General features: G+C 40.5%; 18 protein-coding genes. 12 read left to right on the forward strand and 6 right to left on the reverse strand.

Annotation, left to right across the window (positions count from 1 at the left end; genetic code table 11):
- A complete protein-coding gene (locus MTF66_RS17560; RefSeq protein ID WP_248527712.1) occupies positions 1–420 on the forward strand; it encodes a type IV pilin protein in 420 nt (139 codons plus the stop codon).
- Positions 421–618: 198 nt separating this feature from the next.
- Here MTF66_RS17560 and MTF66_RS17565 read toward each other — a convergent pair whose 3' ends face one another.
- Together MTF66_RS17565 and MTF66_RS17570 are read right to left on the reverse strand one after the other, a co-directional pair.
- A complete protein-coding gene (locus MTF66_RS17565; protein WP_010391288.1) occupies positions 619–1,155 on the reverse strand; it encodes a GspH/FimT family pseudopilin in 537 nt (178 codons plus the stop codon).
- 77 nt (positions 1,156–1,232) lie between these two features.
- Positions 1,233–1,784: a GspH/FimT family protein gene (locus tag MTF66_RS17570; RefSeq protein WP_138570447.1), complete on the reverse strand. Its 552-nt coding sequence runs from the start codon at positions 1,782–1,784 to the stop codon at positions 1,233–1,235.
- 174 nt (positions 1,785–1,958) lie between these two features.
- On the opposite strand from MTF66_RS17570, the gene MTF66_RS17575 reads away from it, so the two are divergent.
- Positions 1,959–2,297: a P-II family nitrogen regulator gene (locus tag MTF66_RS17575; protein WP_054202119.1), complete on the forward strand. Its 339-nt coding sequence runs from the start codon at positions 1,959–1,961 to the stop codon at positions 2,295–2,297.
- Between the two features lie 59 nt (positions 2,298–2,356).
- Here MTF66_RS17575 and MTF66_RS17580 read toward each other — a convergent pair whose 3' ends face one another.
- Positions 2,357–3,121 carry an outer membrane protein assembly factor BamD gene (locus MTF66_RS17580; protein ID WP_055011718.1) on the reverse strand — a complete coding sequence of 255 codons (765 nt, stop codon included), beginning with the start codon at positions 3,119–3,121 and terminating at the stop codon, positions 2,357–2,359.
- 141 nt (positions 3,122–3,262) lie between these two features.
- Between MTF66_RS17580 and rluD the strand changes: the two genes are divergently transcribed.
- The 3 genes from rluD (at position 3,263) to clpB (ending at position 7,647) form a co-directional block, all read left to right on the forward strand.
- On the forward strand, positions 3,263–4,240 hold the full coding sequence (gene rluD / locus MTF66_RS17585; protein ID WP_010391291.1) for a 23S rRNA pseudouridine(1911/1915/1917) synthase RluD: 978 nt from the start codon (positions 3,263–3,265) through the stop codon (positions 4,238–4,240).
- A gap of 2 nt (positions 4,241–4,242) precedes the next feature.
- On the forward strand, positions 4,243–4,974 hold the full coding sequence (pgeF, locus tag MTF66_RS17590) for a peptidoglycan editing factor PgeF (RefSeq protein ID WP_248527714.1): 732 nt from the start codon (positions 4,243–4,245) through the stop codon (positions 4,972–4,974).
- A gap of 96 nt (positions 4,975–5,070) precedes the next feature.
- On the forward strand, positions 5,071–7,647 hold the full coding sequence (gene clpB, locus MTF66_RS17595; RefSeq protein WP_055011720.1) for an ATP-dependent chaperone ClpB: 2,577 nt from the start codon (positions 5,071–5,073) through the stop codon (positions 7,645–7,647).
- A 64-nt stretch (positions 7,648–7,711) separates the two neighbouring features.
- Here clpB and MTF66_RS17600 read toward each other — a convergent pair whose 3' ends face one another.
- On the reverse strand, positions 7,712–9,259 hold the full coding sequence (locus tag MTF66_RS17600) for a PAS domain-containing methyl-accepting chemotaxis protein (RefSeq protein WP_248527716.1): 1,548 nt from the start codon (positions 9,257–9,259) through the stop codon (positions 7,712–7,714).
- 427 nt (positions 9,260–9,686) lie between these two features.
- On the opposite strand from MTF66_RS17600, the gene gshA reads away from it, so the two are divergent.
- On the forward strand, positions 9,687–11,264 hold the full coding sequence (gshA, locus tag MTF66_RS17605) for a glutamate--cysteine ligase (RefSeq protein ID WP_138621452.1): 1,578 nt from the start codon (positions 9,687–9,689) through the stop codon (positions 11,262–11,264).
- Between the two features lie 437 nt (positions 11,265–11,701).
- The gene (locus MTF66_RS17610; RefSeq protein WP_138621454.1) at positions 11,702–12,310 is read left to right on the forward strand and encodes a hypothetical protein; all 609 of its coding nucleotides are present in this window, start codon (positions 11,702–11,704) and stop codon (positions 12,308–12,310) included.
- Positions 12,311–12,366: 56 nt separating this feature from the next.
- Here the strand turns inward: MTF66_RS17610 and MTF66_RS17615 are convergent, their stop codons facing one another.
- On the reverse strand, positions 12,367–13,635 hold the full coding sequence (locus MTF66_RS17615; protein WP_010391300.1) for an HlyC/CorC family transporter: 1,269 nt from the start codon (positions 13,633–13,635) through the stop codon (positions 12,367–12,369).
- 61 nt (positions 13,636–13,696) lie between these two features.
- A complete protein-coding gene (locus MTF66_RS17620) occupies positions 13,697–14,503 on the reverse strand; it encodes an inner membrane protein YpjD (RefSeq protein ID WP_010391302.1) in 807 nt (268 codons plus the stop codon).
- A 223-nt stretch (positions 14,504–14,726) separates the two neighbouring features.
- Here MTF66_RS17620 and ffh point away from each other — a divergent pair, with 223 nt between their 5' ends.
- From ffh to rplS, 5 genes are all read left to right on the forward strand, one after another.
- Positions 14,727–16,106, forward strand: coding sequence for a signal recognition particle protein (gene ffh, locus MTF66_RS17625; RefSeq protein ID WP_010391303.1), 1,380 nt, complete (start codon positions 14,727–14,729; stop codon positions 16,104–16,106).
- Between the two features lie 261 nt (positions 16,107–16,367).
- Positions 16,368–16,616: a 30S ribosomal protein S16 gene (gene rpsP / locus MTF66_RS17630; protein ID WP_008114468.1), complete on the forward strand. Its 249-nt coding sequence runs from the start codon at positions 16,368–16,370 to the stop codon at positions 16,614–16,616.
- A 17-nt stretch (positions 16,617–16,633) separates the two neighbouring features.
- Positions 16,634–17,170, forward strand: a complete 537-nt coding sequence (rimM, locus tag MTF66_RS17635; protein ID WP_008114470.1) for a ribosome maturation factor RimM — start codon at positions 16,634–16,636, stop codon at positions 17,168–17,170.
- Positions 17,170–17,937 (forward strand): tRNA (guanosine(37)-N1)-methyltransferase TrmD, encoded by a 768-nt coding sequence (gene trmD, locus MTF66_RS17640; RefSeq protein ID WP_075170595.1) that lies wholly within the window; start codon positions 17,170–17,172, stop codon positions 17,935–17,937. Before rimM ends, trmD begins: the two co-directional genes overlap by 1 nt.
- A 33-nt stretch (positions 17,938–17,970) precedes the next feature.
- A complete protein-coding gene (rplS, locus tag MTF66_RS17645; protein ID WP_008114473.1) occupies positions 17,971–18,330 on the forward strand; it encodes a 50S ribosomal protein L19 in 360 nt (119 codons plus the stop codon).
- Positions 18,331–18,518: the final 188 nt, after the last annotated feature.

Genomic DNA, 18,518 nt, shown 5'->3' on the forward strand with positions numbered 1-18,518 from the left:
ATGAACAAGACACAACAAGGATTCACATTAATTGAGTTAATGATCACAGTTGCGATTGTTGGCATTATTGCCGCAATTGCACTGCCGAATTACAGTGAGTATGTAAAAAGGGCATCACGCGCAGAAGCAGCATCTGCGCTGTTAGATGCGGCAAACAAGCAAGAGCAATACTTTGTAGATAACCGAGTTTATTCGACTTCGTTTAGCGACTTAGGTATTCAAAGTAAAACTGAAAACGGGCATTTTGAGTTGGCAATTAATGTGGTTGATAGCAATGAATTTACAATTACAGCTAAACCCATCGCTGGAGCGGTGAAAGGGGATGCTGATTGTACTGAGCTGTCTATTAATGACTTAGGCTTAAAAGGGGCTAAAGGGACCAAAGGTAAATCAGATATAAATTATTGTTGGGGTAGATAATGCAGGTAAACCTTACTCTGGATTATATACCCATCTCAAGTAGCTGCTTTTAGCGCTAATGGCGTTGAATTTACTTGCAATACCAGCTATTGACGCGAAAATCCACCTTGTTTTCACTGTGAGTCTCTGGCTAGAGGAAATAAACCTAGCTATCACTATTATCCAATATATTAGTAAATCTCTTAACCAGAGTTCAGGTTAGTTATTTTTGCATCTATTTGTGGACTTTATCCGTATGCGACCTGTTTGACTTATAGAAAGAGCAAGCCCCTCAAGGCTTGCTTTTTCGCTATTAGGGCAATAGATAAAAGTACCGTTTTGAAAGCCATTTAAAGAGCCGTCAGGTCTAAAAGTTATTGCAGTGCGAGGGTACTCTAAGCTATCAGAGGGATGGGTATGTTCAAAGGTACTAATAAGACGTTCGTCATTATCCAAAGATGTTGACTTGTCATTATCAGTAAATAGTGACACACCCGTGTGCCACTCACCATCTAAACATTGTTTATCTTTTAAAGCACAAAGAGTTACGTAGCTGCCATGCTCTATAGCATAAAGACGTGCTAAATTAATATTTCGGTGTAATAAATTCACCTGATTATCAGCGCGATTGAGCGCCAAGAAATCAGGAACAAACCATAAAGAGAGTTGGCTCAGTATTGCTATAACTGAAATGGTTATTAGTAATTCTACTAGCGTAACGCCATCGTTTTTGTGAACACTTATAATTAACTTCATCCCTGAAGCCTTAAATTGAACAGTCCATTATATTAGTTTAGTAAATAATCAAAAAACGACAAAGTATGAAATGGCTTTTAGCTGCAGGTTTGAGTTGTGTCACCTATATAAAAAGCAGTCCCTGATTGAGACAGTGTTAACCCTTTATTATTTTCATTAGTACCATTAGGGCAAAAAATAAAATTTCCAGGTTTAGTGGTGATACGACCGCTGGTGTTAAACCGTATTCGTCTATCTCCAGCTGTGAATGTTACCTTATCATTAAGGTTAATTTTTTCCATAACGCGAATTAAGCTGTCAGATGAAGAATTATATTGACCATCATTATCTGCATCAATAAAGGTAATAATAACTTTATTACGATCCCACCTTGCTCGGCATTGCATACTATCATCATTATTTTTAACCTCCGAATGCTGAGCTGCACAAATAACCACGATTTCATCAGTACTAGCTGCTTGTGATCGCGCAAAACTAATATTACGCTTTAGCTCCAATAAAAAGTTTTCGCCTCGGTTTTCTTCCAGCATATCGCTACTATTCCATATTGCAATACTCGCTATTATCGCAACAATAGCAACGGTAACCATTAACTCTAATAGAGTAAATCCTGTATGCTTGGTTTTCATATAAATCTCATTAACTCGGTGATGTTGAAAGGTCAACAGACCCTAGTATAGTTATTTTTATTAAAATAATCATACCATGATTATTTTTCACCTGTGCTATTCAATCACTTTGTTTGCTATGAACCTCATGATTGTCTAAAATCGAGGCAACTGAGGCTTTCAAAAGTAACTAATATGAAAAAAATAGAAGCAATCATTAAACCGTTTAAGCTCGATGATGTACGCGAAGCACTTTCTGATGTTGGTATTACGGGTATGACAGTAAGTGAAGTAAAAGGGTTTGGGCGTCAAAAAGGCCACACTGAGCTATACCGTGGTGCAGAGTATATGGTTGATTTTTTACCTAAGGTAAAGCTGGACATTGTGCTTGGTGATGAAGATGTAGAACGTGCTATTGATATGATTGTTAAAACCGCACAAACAGGTAAAATTGGTGATGGTAAAATATTTGTCACTGAGGTAGAGCGTGTTGTTCGTATTCGTACCGCAGAAGAAGATGAAGACGCAATATAATCGTTGTTTTGAGTATAAGAAAGGCGCTACTTTAATTTAAAAGTAGCGCCTTTTTTGTGTTATTTATTTCTACTGTTAAATTTGCGTGTTTGCGCTGCATTATCACTTAATTCAGTTAACCCAAGCTTATCGTAGCTTTTTTCCATCATGGCTAATGCTGCATCAAGGTAGCTACTTTGTGAGTAGTGCTCTACCACATACTTGCCGCGATTCGCAGCTGCTAAATAGGCTTCACGTTCATAATAGTAAGTCGCAACCTTCAGCTCATAACGAGCCATACGGTTTAATAACCAAACTAAACGACGTTTTGCCTCCGGCGCATAATCACTTTCTGGAAAACGTTTAACTAAGGTTGATAAGTCGGTATAAGCAACACGGGTGCGTTTAGCATCTCTGTCGGCTCTATCTACACCAAAGTATTCTTGGAAAGCATTTTTATCAGCTTTAATATTAACCAAACCACGCATGTAATACATGTAATCTAAATCTTTGTGGTTTGGGTTTAAGCGAATGAAGCGGTCAATTGTCGCCAGTGCTTGCTCTGTATTACCTGATTGGTAATGTGCATACACTAAATCCATTTGTACTTGCTTTGAAAACGGGCCAAACGGGTAGCGAGAATCAATTGCCGCTAACAGTTCAATTGCACGTGCGTATAAACCAGAATCAAGCGTTTGTTTTGCATCTTCGTATAGTGCTTGTGCTGATCTGTTTGGTACTCGTTGAATATCTTCTTGGTCAGGCGCAGACGAACAAGCTCCTAAACTAAGCACTGAAACTGAAAAAACAATGGCGAATGCACGTTTCCCTATTTTATTTATCATTTTATTTGTTACCTTCGATGTCTTCGGCTAGGCCAAGTGGGTAAAACCGAGTAAACTATGCGTATTATGTTATGCTTTTATTAAAAGCGATTCTAACCCAGTCAAGCAAAGCTTGCACTGGTAAATTGGGTAAAGTTACTAATGTCAGAGCAAATATCTCTCCAAGCCGAGGTCCCAACAGACTTAGGTGGTAAACGTCTAGACCAAGTATTAGCACAATTGTTCCCTGATTATTCACGATCACGGATAAAAACGTGGATTTTAGATGATAAAATCACCGTTGATGGCGAAATTTTCAACACACCGCGTGAAAAATTACTCGGTGGTGAAGTTGTGGCTGTTGAAACAACAATAGAAGCACCTCGTGAATACGAAGCACAAGATATCAAATTAAACATCGTTTATGAAGACGATGATATTTTAGTTATCAATAAACCAATGGGATTAGTGGTTCATCCGGGCGCAGGCAATCCTGACGGTACGGTGTTAAATGCGTTACTTCATCATTTTCCAGACATTATCAACGTGCCACGCGCGGGTATAGTGCATCGTCTAGATAAAGACACCACAGGTTTAATGGTTGTCGCGAAAACGATTCAGGCACAAACTCACCTGGTGAAAGCCTTACAAAAGCGCGAAAATTTCACACGTGAATATGAAGCGTTATGTAATGGTACTATGACTGCCGGTGGTATGGTTGAAAAAGCGATTGGCCGCCATCCAACTCAGCGTACGCATATGGCAGTTCATGAAATGGGTAAACCAGCGATTACGCATTACCGTGTGGCAGAAAAGTTCCGTGCTCATACTCGTTTGCGTTTACGCCTTGAAACCGGACGTACGCATCAAATTCGCGTGCATATGGCGTACTTAAACCACCCATTAATTGGCGATCAATCTTATGGCGGTCGTCCTCGTCCACCAAAAGGAGCAACGCCTGAGCTGTTTGAGTTACTGCGTAGCTTTAAGCGTCAAGCGCTCCATGCTGTTAAATTAAGCATTGCTCATCCAATTACCGGTGAAATGATGACCTGGCAAGCACCTATCCCTGATGATATGGTTCAGATGACTCAAGCACTGCGTGAAGATACAAAAGCAAATCCAGACATAGCTAGTTAATTATGTCTGGCTTATCAGCTACATGGCAATCTATTCAGGGTGTAGGCACATTGAGTACTACACGGGATGGAGGCGTATCAAAGCCTCCATTTGATAGCTTGAATTTAGGATTGCATGTAGGTGATAACAGCCAAGATGTATTAACCAATCGAGCGCATGTAAATAGTTACATACCTAATCCTGCTGTTTGGTTAAATCAGGTTCATAGCGCTGATGTAATTAGAGTGGATGAAGGGTTTGATTTTAACCAAACTCTGACGGGGGATGCGCTTTACACGCAATTATATAATCAACCTTTAGCTATAATGACCGCTGACTGTTTACCTATTTTACTTACCTCAAGCGATGGTCAGGAAGTGGCTGCAATTCACGCCGGTTGGCGAGGGTTAGCGCAAGGAATCATTAATAATACAGTTAGCTATTTTAAGCATGCACCAACGAACTTACATGCTTGGTTAGGTCCTGCAATAGGGGCTGACCAATTTGAAGTCGGCCAAGAGGTCGTTGCAACATTTACAGCCAATAATCCAGCTTTGCATGATGCGTTTAAACCTCAAAATAACGATAAATATTTAGCTGATATTTATCACATTGCGCGTATTTTGCTAAACCAACGGGGTGTTGTGAATATTAGTGGTGGTGAATACTGCACGTTCTCTCAAAAAAATCAGTTTTTTTCTTATCGACGTGACGGCCAAACCGGTCGTATGGCAAGTTTGATCTGGCGCAAGTAAATTACTATTAAGTGATTATTTTTCCCTCAACACCTTGAACAAATCCGCTAACATACCCATTTATAAAGTAATTCGTTTTTTTATAGGTAAACCCCCATGCGTTTAGATAGATTTACAAGTAAATTTCAGTCTGCGCTTTCAGATGCGCAATCATTAGCGCTAGGTCGCGATCATCAATTTATTGAACCTGTGCATCTAATGTACGCTTTGTTAAAACAAAGTGGCTCAAGTGTGCGTGCCTTGTTTGCGCAAATGGGCATTAGTATTGACGAGCTCAATACCAAACTATCTCAAGAGATAGAAAAGTTATTTAAAGTGGAAGGTGTTGGTGGCGATGTGCAATTGTCAAACAACATGGTTTCACTTATTAATCTGTGTGACAAGTATGCCCAAAAACGCAAAGATAAATATATCTCAAGCGAACTGTTTGTTTTAGTTGCATGTGAAGATAAAGGGCCGCTTGGCAGTGTATTTAAAGCACTTAATATCACTGCTAACAAAGTTGAAACTGCCATAGAAGCAATTCGCGGTGGTCAAAAAGTTGATGATCCTAATGCTGAAGAAACTCGTCAAGCACTTGAAAAGTACACTATTGATTTAACTGAGCGGGCGGAGCAAGGTAAGCTTGACCCTGTAATCGGCCGTGATGATGAAATTCGTCGCACCATCCAAGTATTACAACGCCGCACCAAAAACAATCCTGTGTTAATTGGTGAGCCAGGGGTGGGTAAAACCGCGATTGCCGAAGGGCTTGCGCAACGTATTATTAATGGGGAAGTGCCAGAGGGCTTAAAAAATAAGCGCGTACTCTCGCTTGATTTAGGCGCGTTGGTTGCTGGGGCCAAATACCGAGGTGAATTTGAAGAGCGTTTAAAATCAGTTTTAAATGAATTGGCCAAAGAAGAAGGCCAAGTGATTTTGTTTATTGATGAAATTCATACCATTGTTGGCGCTGGTAAAAGTGATGGCGCTATGGATGCGGGTAACATGTTAAAACCTGCATTAGCACGTGGGGAACTCCATTGTGTAGGTGCAACGACCTTAGATGAATATCGTAAATACATTGAAAAAGATGCTGCACTTGAGCGCCGTTTCCAAAAAGTATTAATTGAAGAGCCATCGGTTGAAGATACTATCGCTATATTACGTGGTCTAAAAGAGCGTTACGAATTACATCACTCAGTGGAAATCACCGATCCGGCAATTGTTGCTGCAGCGCAGTTATCACATCGCTATATTAGTGATCGCCAATTACCTGATAAAGCAATTGATTTAATTGACGAAGCAGGCTCTTCTATTCGACTGCAAATTGATTCAAAACCTGAAGCCTTAGATAAGTTAGAGCGTCGTATCATTCAATTAAAAATTGAAGATAACGCCCTGGCTAAAGAAAAAGACGAGGCGAGTCAAAAGCGCCGTGCAGAAATGGTTGAGCTGATCACTGAGCTTGAAGTGCAATACCGTGAGCTCGATGAAGTATGGAATGCCGAAAAAGCGTCTTTGCAAGGTACGCAAGTCATTAAAGCCGAACTTGAACAAGCACGACTTGATTTAGAAGTGGCACGCAGAGCAAGCGATTTACAGCGTATGTCAGAGCTGCAATATGGCCGTATACCCGAGCTTGAGCGTAAGCTTGATTTAGCATCGCAAGCCGAAATGCAAGAAATGAGCTTACTTAAAAACCAAGTGGGCGAAGACGAAATAGCCGAAATTTTATCACGTTGGACCGGCATTCCGGTGGCACGTATGCTTCAAGGTGAGCGTGAAAAACTATTGCAAATGGAAGAGCAGTTGCACAATAAAGTGATAGGGCAAGATGAAGCGGTGGTTGCTGTGGCTAATGCCATCCGTCGTTCGCGTGCAGGGCTTGCTGATCCGAATCGTCCTATTGGCTCATTTCTATTCTTAGGGCCAACAGGGGTGGGTAAAACAGAGCTAACAAAAGCGTTGGCTGGCTATATGTTTGACACTGAAAGTGCCATGGTACGCATCGATATGTCTGAGTTTATGGAAAAACACTCAGTTGCGCGTTTAGTCGGTGCGCCTCCCGGTTATGTAGGTTACGAAGAAGGTGGCTATTTAACCGAAGCTGTTCGTCGTAAACCCTATTCGGTTATTTTGCTTGATGAAATAGAAAAAGCGCATCCAGATGTGTTTAATATTTTATTACAAGTTCTTGATGACGGGCGTTTAACGGATGGCCAAGGGCGTACGGTTGATTTTAAAAATACGGTTATCATTATGACCTCTAACTTAGGTTCAGACATTATCCAAGAGCAATCGGGAAGTAATGACTATGACGAGCTTAAAGCAAAGGTAATGGGTGTACTGCATAATGAGTTCAGGCCTGAATTTATTAACCGTATTGATGAAACAGTAGTGTTCCACTCACTTGCACATAGTCATATTAAAGAAATCGCAGATATACAGTTAAGTAAATTGCGTGAACGATTAACTGAGATGGGCTATTTACTTGAATTGACGGATGCTGCGCTTGAGCGCATTGCTGCCAGTGGTTTTGATCCGGTTTATGGTGCTCGCCCACTTAAGCGTGCAATACAACAGACCATTGAAAATCCGTTAGCACAAAAGCTGCTTAATAATGATTTTCAACCAGGCTGCATCATTGTTATTGATGCAAGTGGTGAGGGCTTAGAGTTTACTAGCCGATAATCTGAAGCACAGCAAAAAGCCGCTGAAAATAGCGGCTTTTTTGTTTTTGATTCAAAGGAGTGGATTAAACTTTAAAGGTAAGCAGTAAATCATTTACTTTTCGTGACCCTTCGACCAATTCAGCAGCGCCATGTGCTACGCTATAACTAAGCTGTAAATTGTCATCCCCCAAGCCTTTAATTTTTTCAACATTGCAGCCAATATCTCGACTTACCACTTGTTGTTGCTCTGCGGCGGCTGAGATGTCGGTAGCAAGTTGTGAAATTTCACTAATTTGAATGAAAATACTATCTAGCTCTTGTTGTGTTTGCCCTGTGGTGTTAACACAGTCATCGGCTTGTTGTTTTGTGCTCTGCATGATTTTAGACCAGCTAAACAAAGTATCTTGAATCTCTTTAATTGAGCTGTGAATTTGAGCTGTGGCGTTTTGAGTACGTGAAGACAGTGCGCGTACTTCATCAGCCACCACCGCAAAACCTCGACCATGCTCACCAGCACGGGCAGCTTCAATCGCAGCGTTAAGTGCTAACAAATTTGTTTGCTCTGCAATGCCTTCTATTTCACTCATTACCTGACCAATTTTATCGGCCTCAGAGGCAAGTCCTGTGGCTGTGGTTGCCGCTTGCTCAACTTGCATGGCTAAGTCAGATACCATTTTGCTGTTATCGGCAATATGACTTTTTATATCAGAGCAGCTTTGATAAGTGATCCCCACTTTATCTGCGGTATTATTGGTATTATTAGAAATTTCACCAATGGTGGTGCTCATTTGTGACATTGCAGTAGCTATTTGCTCAAGCTGAGTTCCCTGAGAGGAAATTCCTTGTTCGGTCAGCGTAGATTGTTGATCTAAGCCTTGGGCAATGGTATTAAAACTCAAGGTTGAGTCTTTAACACGACCGAGTACCGTTTTTAACTTGGCGCAAAGCATTTGCTCTCGGTAATCACTAATACTGTGAGGGTGTGAACCACTAAATACATAACGAGACACCGAATCTGCCTGGCTTTTTTGCTCCTTTAGAGTTGCAGGTGTTGCTATTAGCTCATCATAATTTAAAGCTAAAATGATAATACACACCACCAAGTTAACCGCTGCAATCGTAATTGATCCCCATATAGCGACACTAGCTAACCAAATTAAAACACCGGCTATGCTCAAGCTCTGTCTGAGTGAGGTGTGCTCACGCCAGCTAAATAGTGACTTATTAGCGTTAATTTTGGTATACAGCTTCTGCGCTCTGCGTTTTGCATGTTGCGAGAGTTTTACACGCACAGACTGATAACCAATCAATTGGCCATGTTCAAAAATAGGTGTTACAAATGCATCAACCCAATAGTAACGGCCATCTTTACATAAGTTTTTTACAGCACCACGCCAAGAATGCCCTTGCTTTAAGGTGTCCCACATCTCTTTAAATGCCGCTTTAGGCATATCAGGATGGCGAACGATATTGTGGTTTTTATTAATGAGTTCATCCATTTCATAGCCAGCAATACTGCAAAATTCATGATTGGCATAGGTAATAACACCTCGAAGATCGGTCGTTGAAACTAACTCTTGATGTTCTTCAAAAGTGACCTCTTCATCTATTAAGCTTTGATTACGACGCATAGTAATCCTTTATCATTCTTTATTGGGGTGTCTATTGTAATTACTAAAACTAATGTACGTTAGTGATAAGTTTTAAATAGCAGTAGTAAGGCATTTTTTTTAATGTTTTTATGATCTTTATCAATTTTAAGAGTAATTGATTTTTTTAGTTATGCCAAACTTTTAGCAAGTGATTCACCCTTTCGTACGGGGAGAAATAATGCCTTGAGGTTGCGATGTATTGTGGCAAATAATATGCAAAAGAAATTGTATATTGCTGGTGGCAATGGCAAGATTATCTTTTATGGCGTGAAACAAAGCGTGTTTAAAATTCATTAAAAGCTATATCTAATAAATTCATATAGTTTTTTCTTCATTTAATCTTGAGTAAAGGTAATTAGACCCCATAACCTTATGATTAAGCCACTTGGCTCGAGGAAACTTTTTTTTGGCAACTTATAATTTAAAGAACACGCTCAACGCGCTATCTAATGCAGATAATCAGCATGCTATTAAAGGTATTATGCGCGGTATTGAGAGAGAATCATTAAGAATTAAACCCGATGGTTCTATTTCTAAACAAGCTCACCCAAAAGGGGTTGGCTGCGCGCTTACCAACGGACATATCACGACTGACTTTTCTGAGTCTTTACTTGAGTTTATTACGCCTGTTAGCGAGTCATCAACGCAAACGTTACAACAGCTGAAAGATTTACAAAAGTTCACCCTAGAACATATGGACGATGAACTACTGTGGCCAATTAGTATGCCGTGTTTTATAAATCATCAGGACGATATTGTATTAGCACAATTTGGCGATTCTAACGTTGGTAAAATGAAAACCTTATACCGCGAAGGTTTAAAGAACCGCTATGGTAGTATGATGCAAGCGATTGCTGGAGTGCACTTTAATATTTCTTTTCCAGAAACGTTATGGCAGTCACTACATTCACAAAGGCAAAGCAGCGCGAAGCTTGAAGACTTTATATCAGATGGGTACTTAGCATTAATTCGTAATTTTAAGCGCGAGTTGTGGTTAATTAGCTATATGTTTGGTGCGTCACCGGCATTGTGTAGTTCATTTTTGCAGGGGCGTAAAAGCGATTTACCGTTTAAAAAGCTGGGTAAAGGTACTTTATATTTAGAAGTGGGCACGGCGCTTCGATTAGGTAACTTAGGTTATACCAACAGTGCACAGTCATCATTACGCGTTATGTATAACTCATTAGATGAGTATGTAGCAGGGCTTAAAAAAGCCATAAATACGCCTTCAGATATTTATGGCAGTATTGACGACTATACCAGTGCAGAGCCAAAGCAATTAAATAAAAATATTCTACAAATAGAGAATGAGTTTTACTCGCCAATTCGCCCTAAGCGTAATGCTAAAAATGGTGAAACACCCACTGATGCATTACTAAGAGCGGGTATAGAATATATTGAAATTCGTGCATTGGATGTTAACCCATTTAGTGAAGTTGGCATTGATTTAGAGCAAATACACTTTTTAGATGTATTTTTAACCTATTGCTTATTAAAAGACTCAGCCCCTATGGACTGGGAAGAGCAAGCGCGAAGCACTGAAAATCTTGATACAGTAGTAAACCAAGGCCGAGAAAAAGGCCTAATGCTTAATTTTAATAATGAGCAGCGCAGTCTTGAATCATGGGGTGATGAAATATTTAATCAGCTCGTTGATGTTGCTAAGTGGATGGATAGCGCGTACGGGGTTGATTATTACTCAAACACTATTAAGCGCATGGCAACGTGGGTGCATAATCCTACATTAACCTATTCAGGGCGTTATGTTGAGCAATTAAAAGCATCAGGGCTAGATAATGGTCATTATGCACTCTCACTTGCTCAAAAGTATAAACAAAGCCATGATATAGCCAGTTATACTGAATTCTCAAAGTCGTGGTTAGAGCAACAAGCGACAGAGTCTTACCAAGCTCAAAAAGCAATTGAGCAAGCCGATAATCAATCATTTACTGCATTTTTAGATACATATTTCAGGGTCAGTTGACCTTTGCGGATTACAATTTGTTCAAACTAGGAGCGGTTTAATCGCGGCGCGAGGTTTGTAACCTAGTGGGCTCGATAACTGCTCCTGCGTTATTCTACTGGCTTACATCCATGTAAGAATAAGTAAAAACCGAGCAACAAAGAGCAAATCGCTCCTAGGCAGAACCCGAAGGGCAGCGCCTGTTTGGCATTGATGTTGCGTTATCGCCTATTTATGGGGAATAACCACACCACATAGGCTCTGCCTTGCCTAAATACCAAACAGACTGCTGCAAATTCAACCTTGAAAGGTCAACAGACCCAAGTAAGTCGTAGGCAAAAAAAAACGCAGCTCATAGTAGCTGCGTAAATATTCTTTAGGGATGAAACAATGCTGTACTGCTGCATTCATAGATTCAGACCCACGCTTTTTTAAAAAGTTCAGTGAGATCTTAAAAAATGAAAAAAAATATTATTACTTTATCTCTAGTGCTTACTTTAGTTGGTTGTGCCACTGCACCACCTAAGCAACCAGAAGATATTTGTAAAATCTTTGAAGAAAAGTCTGACTGGTATTTTGATGCAAAAGACGCGCAAGACAAGTGGGGCTCTCCCAAACACGTATTAATGAGCATGATGTATCAAGAAAGCTCTTTTCGTCATGATGCTGCACCGCCCATGGAATACTTTTTATGGATAATACCAACTGGACGCGCAAGTGATGCTTATGGTTATTCTCAAGCTAAAACGCCAACTTGGTCTGATTATATTCGTGAAACAGGTAATAGTGGTGCTGATAGAGATGAATTTGAAGATGCGATCGATTTTATGGCGTGGTTTGTTTATAAAACCCATAAAGTTAATGGTGTTTCTAAATGGGATGCCTACGCACAGTATTTAAATTATCACGAAGGGTGGGGCGGTTATAAGCGAGGCACTTATCGTAAGAAAAAATGGTTAATAAGCGTTGCCAATAAAGTAAAACACCGTGCGAGCCGTTATGGAGCGCAGCTAAGACGCTGTGAGGATGATTTAGACAAAGGTTGGTTAGAGCGTTTATTCTTTTAATTAATCTAAGCCCTGATTAATTAAAAAAGGAGCCATTTGGCTCCTTTTTTATTGGGTTATTTTTTACGTTTATTGGGCTGAATTTTAACTTGTTTAATCATGTTTTCTTTTATTTCAAGCACTTCAACTGGGTAACCCGCAATACGAATACTTAAGTTAGCATCAGGAATATCTTCCAAATATTCAACAATCAGGCCACTTAAAGTTTTAGGGCCATCTAATGGGAATTCCCAGCCCATCTCTTTATTTAAGTCGCGAACGTTAGCACCACCATCAACAATGTAAGAGCCATCGTTCTGTGTGGTTACTTCTTCACTTGGTGTGCGGGTTTGAGTAGTAGTGAAATCGCCCACAACCTCTTCAAGAATATCTTCTAGGGTAACTAAGCCTTGGATATCGCCATATTCATCAACAACAATACCAATTCGTTCTTTTGATAACTGAAACTTCAGTAGTTGAGTATTAAGCGACGTTCCCTCTGGAATAAAGTAAATTTCACGTACAGCGCGTAGTAGCGAAGGTTTATCGAATTGCTCTTTAGTAAGAAGACGTAATGCATCACGAGAGTGAATAAAGCCTACTGCATCATCTATATTGTCGCGGTATAAAAGCACGCGAGTATGTTGAGCATGAGTAAGCTGCTTACTAATTATTTTCCAGTCATCGTTGATATCAATCGCCACAATTTCATTGCGGGGTATCATAATATCTTCAACGGTAACCTGTTCTAAATCTAAAATTGAGGTCAGCATACTTTGGTGGCGCGCGGGGATCAGCGCTCCAGATTCGTTAAGCACGGTTTTTAATTCTTCTTTACTCATGCTGTGCTCATCTATTTGTGCAGCACTAATTCCAAATAAGCGTAATATGCCGTTGGTCATCCAGTTAACAACAACCACAAACGGGAAGAGTATTTTTAACAAGCCTTTGAGTATCACAGAGCTGGGAAAAGCGACTCGCTCAGGATAGAGGGCGGCCAGTGTTTTTGGCGTTACCTCAGCAAAAATTAGTACAACAAGTGTTAATGCACCTGTCGCTATGGCAATACCTAAATCGCCATACAAGCGAATACCAATAATGGTGGCTACCTGCGCTGCAGCAATATTAACAAGGTTATTACCAATTAGGATCAGACCTATCAACCTATCTGGTCGACTCAGTAATTTACTAACGCGTTTCGCAGCACGATGATTCTCTTTAGCGAGGTGTCGCAAACGAATACGGTTGATTGACATGATTCCGGTTTCTGACCCGGAGAAGTAAGCAGAAAAAAGCACCAATAAACCTAATATGATAAACAGGGTACTTGTCGATATGTCGTCCAACGATGGATCCTTTTTTTATAAACCAATGCGTATTAAGCTAGAGTGAGCTTTCAGAGTCAAGTTAAAACTTATTCAGGACCACTTCTTGTATAAAACGGCTACCAAAATAAGCGAGTGTGAGTGTAAAAGCGGCAATCATTATACTAACTACCACAACTTTTCCTCGCCAACCACGTTTGACATGGCCAACTGCAATTGTGGCAAAAATGGCCCAAGCAACTAGGGATAAGATTGTTTTGTGAATAAACTCTTTGGCAAACATGCCATCGAGAAATACAAAACCAGTGATCAGCGCCACACTTAATAATACGGTGCCTAAGTTTAATAACTGGTAAAGTTGACGCTCTACAACCATCAGAGGTGGTAAGTGACTGTGAACTATTGCTAGGTCTTTTCGCTTTAAGCGCTTATCAATAAAATAAAATTGCACACCATATAAAGTCGCAATAATTAAAATACAGTAAGCCAATAACGACAGTGATATATGCGCAACTAGTGCTAGTTCTACATTAATACTTTGTAATAAAACGTGATGAGGGATAAATAAGCTAGAAATGGTTAAAAGCGCAGCAAAGCCATAAACAACAGGTAGTAACAAGGTTGCGGGAAACTTCAAAGAAACAGTGGTGACACACAGCACGATAATCCAGCATGTCAGTAATGCCACATTAACAATACTTAAATCTTGCCCATCAGCCCTAAATACCGAATTTACTAAAAGCAGCATGTGCGCCAAAATAGCGACAGTACTGAGTATAATAGTAACTTTTTGGCTCGGCCCCTGACGGTGAAACAATCGCGAAAGCACGTGAGACGTTGCTAACACATAAAATAAACTGGCAATAATAGTTAAACTAATAATCAGCATTTTGCTTTGGCCACTTAATTGAAGTCAAATAATTCGTGTTCGTTATGTGGCCATTGTATTTTATAGCAAAGCAAATGCATAGACCCTGTAAAAAGAAACTCAATAAGCAGCATTTCAGCACTGTATTGTATGCCACCATTTACGGTATACTATTTCTAATTGAATTTTAATAACATCGACCTTATTAATAGAGTTGATTTCAACGTCTTTTCGGAACCGTTACATGTTTGAGAACCTCCAAGAACGATTAGGTAAAACCCTAAAAAATATTAGTGGCCGTGGCCGCCTAACTGAAGACAACATTAAAGATACACTTCGTGAAGTGCGAATGGCATTTTTAGAAGCCGATGTGGCGTTGCCTGTTGTTCGCGAGTTTGTAAAACAAGTTAAAGAACGCGCAGTTGGTATTGAAGTTACTAAAAGCTTAAGTCCTGGCCAAGTATTTATAAAAATTGTTCGTGAAGAACTTGAAAAGGCCATGGGTGAAGCTAATGAAGAGCTAAGCCTTAACGCGCAACCTCCGGCTGTTGTGATGATGGCGGGCCTTCAAGGTGCTGGTAAAACAACCAGTGTGGGTAAACTGGCTAAGTTTTTAAAAGAGCGCAAGAAAAAATCAGTGCTGGTAGTGAGTGCCGATGTTTACCGTCCTGCGGCAATTAAGCAGTTAGAAACATTAGCGACAGAAGTAGATGTAGAATTTTTCCCAAGTGACATTTCACAAAAGCCAGTTGATATAGCACAAGCTGCTATTTCTCACGCGAAAAAGAAATTTATTGATGTGGTATTAGTTGATACTGCAGGTCGCTTGCATGTTGATAATGACATGATGGATGAAATCAAAGCGCTTCATGGTGCAATTAATCCAATCGAGACTTTATTCGTTGTTGATGCAATGACAGGTCAAGATGCTGCAAACACCGCGAAGGCGTTTGACGAAGCATTGCCTTTAACCGGTGTGATTTTAACTAAAACAGACGGTGATGCCCGTGGTGGTGCTGCGTTATCTATTCGTCATATTACCGGGAAACCTATTAAGTTTATGGGTGTTGGTGAGCGTACTGACGCACTTGAACCTTTCCACCCTGATCGTATCGCCTCACGTATCTTAGGCATGGGTGATGTACTTTCATTAATCGAAGAAGTCGAGATGAAAGTAGATAAAGAGCAGGCAGAAAAAGTAGCGAAAAAAGTATTTAAAGGTGATGGTTTTACACTGGATGATTTTGCTGATCAATTAAAGCAAATGAAAAATATGGGCGGCATGATGTCAATGCTTGATAAACTGCCAGGTATGCAAAACATCCCAGATGCAGTAAAAGGCCAAATGGGCGATAAAACCTTTATTCAAATGGAAGCAATTATTAGCTCTATGACGAAAAAAGAACGTGCACGCCCAGAGATCATTAAAGGTTCGCGTAAAAAACGCATTGCAGCGGGGTCGGGTACTCAAGTACAAGAAATCAATAAGCTGCTTAAGCAGTTTACCCAAATGCAAAAAATGATGAAAAAAATGAAAGGCAAAGGTGGCATGCAAAAAATGATGCGTGGCATGAAAGGGATGTTACCACCGGGAATGATGGGCGGCGGTGGCCCGAAATTTTAATAATTTAACCTTTAATATCTCCGATACGATATAAAAAGCAATCAATAAAGAGGCAAATTGCCTCTTTATTGTTGAATAAACTATGCACAGAATAGCTTGTTCACATGCTTTTTCTTCTTGGATCACGGTTTAATCTACTAAACTGCCTTTTTGCATCACTTCTTACTTGCATTGTTGCTAAAAACTCGTACAATTCACCGGCTCCCCATACTGGGGAGTAAATCTTATTAATGAAAACAGTCAATCTATTTAGAGGACGGTATGGTAACTATTCGTTTGCAACGTGGTGGCGCTAAAAAACGCCCTTTCTATCAAATTGTGGTTGCGGATAGCCGTTTCTCGCGTGACGGTCGCTTCATCGAGAAAGTAGGTTTCTTTAACCCAATCGCTTCAGGTCAAGAAGAAAAACTTCGTTTAGATTTACCACGTGTTGAGCACTGGTTAGGTCAAGGCGCAGGTCTTTCAGATCGTGTAGCTAAATTAGTTAAAGACGCTCGTAAAGCGGCTTAATAGGCGTAAGTGTAACCATGAGTCAAGAGAACACCTCATCAATAATTGTCGTAGGAAAGCTCGGCGCCCCATATGGTATAAAGGGCTGGCTTAAGGTGCATTCATTTACTGATGATCCCCAAGGGATCTTCGATTTCAGCCCGTGGTTGATAGGGCAGCAAGGTAAATGGCAATCCTTAGAAGTGGTCGACTGGCGTCGCCACAACAAAGGCTTTATCGCTAAGTTTGCGCAAGTAAATGACAGAGACCAAGCAATGGCTTATACCAATGTTGAAATTTCTGTGGATTCAGCGCAGCTACCAGAATTACCGCAAGGTGAATTCTATTGGCGAGATCTCATTGGCATGTCGGTTGTAACTGATAAAGGTTATAACTTAGGCATTGTTGATGACCTTATGGAGACAGGCTCAAATGACGTACTGGTTGTGAAAGCAAACAGTAAAGATGCATTTGGCCAAGCAGAACGTTTAATTCCTTTTTTAACTGATTCAGTTATTCAAGAGGTTAAATATGATGCGAAAGAAATTACTGTAGATTGGGATCCAAGCTTTTAATGAGTCAAACAAGTTCGTTGTGGGTAGGGGTTATCAGCCTTTTCCCGGATATGTTTGATGCAATTACAACGCAAGGTGTAACCGGTCGCGCTGTTAAAAAGGGTTTAATCGACTTTAACTGCTGGAATCCACGAGACTATGCAACTGATAAGCATAGAACCGTAGATGATCGTCCTTACGGGGGCGGACCAGGCATGTTAATGATGGTTGAACCACTTAAACAAGCCATTCTTGAAGCCAAACAGGCTGCAGGTGATGGTGCAAAAGTAATTTATATGTCGCCACAAGGGCGCAAATTAGATCAGCAAGGGGCAAGCGAACTCGCAAACTCTGAAAAACTGATTTTAATTGCCGGTCGCTATGAAGGTATAGACGAGAGAATAATAGAATCGTACGTTGACGAAGAATGGTCAATTGGTGATTTTATTTTGAGTGGGGGTGAACTACCTGCCATGACATTAATTGACGCAGTAGCGCGATTAGTGCCAGGGGTTTTAGGACACAACCAGTCAGCAGAGCAAGATTCATTTTCGGATGGCTTGCTAGATTGTCCTCACTATACACGGCCAGAAACATTGGACGACAAACAGGTGCCTGCTGTATTGCTCAGCGGAAACCACCAAGAGATAGCAAAATGGCGGCTTATGCAGTCATTAGGTAGAACTTGGCTTCGCCGTCCTGACTTGTTGCATAACCTAGCTCTGACTGAGGAGCAAGCGGTATTACTCGCGAAATTTCAGCAAGAGTACCAAAAAGCTTGTGGCTAGAAGACAGTTACACCTAGGAAAGTGAGAAACATAATGGCAAAAGTAAACCAAAATATTATTAAAGCGCTTGAAGAAGAGCAGCTTAAAACAGACGTACCTGCATTCGGCGCTGGTGATACAGTAGTTGTACAGGTAAAAGTAAAAGAAGGTGCTAAAGAGCGTCTACAGGCCTTTGAAGGTGTTGTAATCGCTAAGCGTAATCGTGGTCTTCACTCAGCATTCACAGTTCGTAAAATCTCGAACGGTGAAGGTGTTGAGCGTGTATTCCAAACGCACAGCCCTCTTATTGATAGCGTAACAGTTAAGCGTCGCGGTGCGGTTCGTCGTGCTAAGCTTTACTATCTACGTGAGCGTTCTGGTAAATCTGCACGTATTAGAGAAAAACTTAACTAATACGCGCTGTTTATCAACGCAAAAAAACGGGTTGCAACCTTTGGGTTGCAACCCGTTTTGGTTTTAATGCTATTGCGGTTTTTATATCGCTACATTCAAAAACCAATACACACCTTAACCTGCATGCGTTAAAGTGTGGTTCACTTCAAATCACAATATCTTCTCACTTCTTGCAAAAATGATGTACA

It is taken from the genome of Pseudoalteromonas sp. 2CM39R, assembly GCF_023161845.1.

Bases quoted from the DNA above. Each gene is read 5' to 3' on its own strand.
- MTF66_RS17560 (WP_248527712.1), top strand. From the start codon at position 1: ATGAACAAGACACAACAAGGATTCACATTAATTGAGTTAATGATCACA.
- MTF66_RS17565 (WP_010391288.1), bottom strand. From the start codon at position 1,155: ATGAAGTTAATTATAAGTGTTCACAAAAACGATGGCGTTACGCTAGTA.
- MTF66_RS17570 (WP_138570447.1), bottom strand. From the start codon at position 1,784: ATGAAAACCAAGCATACAGGATTTACTCTATTAGAGTTAATGGTTACC.
- MTF66_RS17575 (WP_054202119.1), top strand. From the start codon at position 1,959: ATGAAAAAAATAGAAGCAATCATTAAACCGTTTAAGCTCGATGATGTA.
- MTF66_RS17580 (WP_055011718.1), bottom strand. From the start codon at position 3,121: ATGATAAATAAAATAGGGAAACGTGCATTCGCCATTGTTTTTTCAGTT.
- rluD (WP_010391291.1), top strand. From the start codon at position 3,263: ATGTCAGAGCAAATATCTCTCCAAGCCGAGGTCCCAACAGACTTAGGT.
- pgeF (WP_248527714.1), top strand. From the start codon at position 4,243: ATGTCTGGCTTATCAGCTACATGGCAATCTATTCAGGGTGTAGGCACA.
- clpB (WP_055011720.1), top strand. From the start codon at position 5,071: ATGCGTTTAGATAGATTTACAAGTAAATTTCAGTCTGCGCTTTCAGAT.
- MTF66_RS17600 (WP_248527716.1), bottom strand. From the start codon at position 9,259: ATGCGTCGTAATCAAAGCTTAATAGATGAAGAGGTCACTTTTGAAGAA.
- MTF66_RS17610 (WP_138621454.1), top strand. From the start codon at position 11,702: ATGAAAAAAAATATTATTACTTTATCTCTAGTGCTTACTTTAGTTGGT.
- MTF66_RS17620 (WP_010391302.1), bottom strand. From the start codon at position 14,503: ATGCTGATTATTAGTTTAACTATTATTGCCAGTTTATTTTATGTGTTA.
- ffh (WP_010391303.1), top strand. From the start codon at position 14,727: ATGTTTGAGAACCTCCAAGAACGATTAGGTAAAACCCTAAAAAATATT.
- rpsP (WP_008114468.1), top strand. From the start codon at position 16,368: ATGGTAACTATTCGTTTGCAACGTGGTGGCGCTAAAAAACGCCCTTTC.
- rimM (WP_008114470.1), top strand. From the start codon at position 16,634: ATGAGTCAAGAGAACACCTCATCAATAATTGTCGTAGGAAAGCTCGGC.
- trmD (WP_075170595.1), top strand. From the start codon at position 17,170: ATGAGTCAAACAAGTTCGTTGTGGGTAGGGGTTATCAGCCTTTTCCCG.
- rplS (WP_008114473.1), top strand. From the start codon at position 17,971: ATGGCAAAAGTAAACCAAAATATTATTAAAGCGCTTGAAGAAGAGCAG.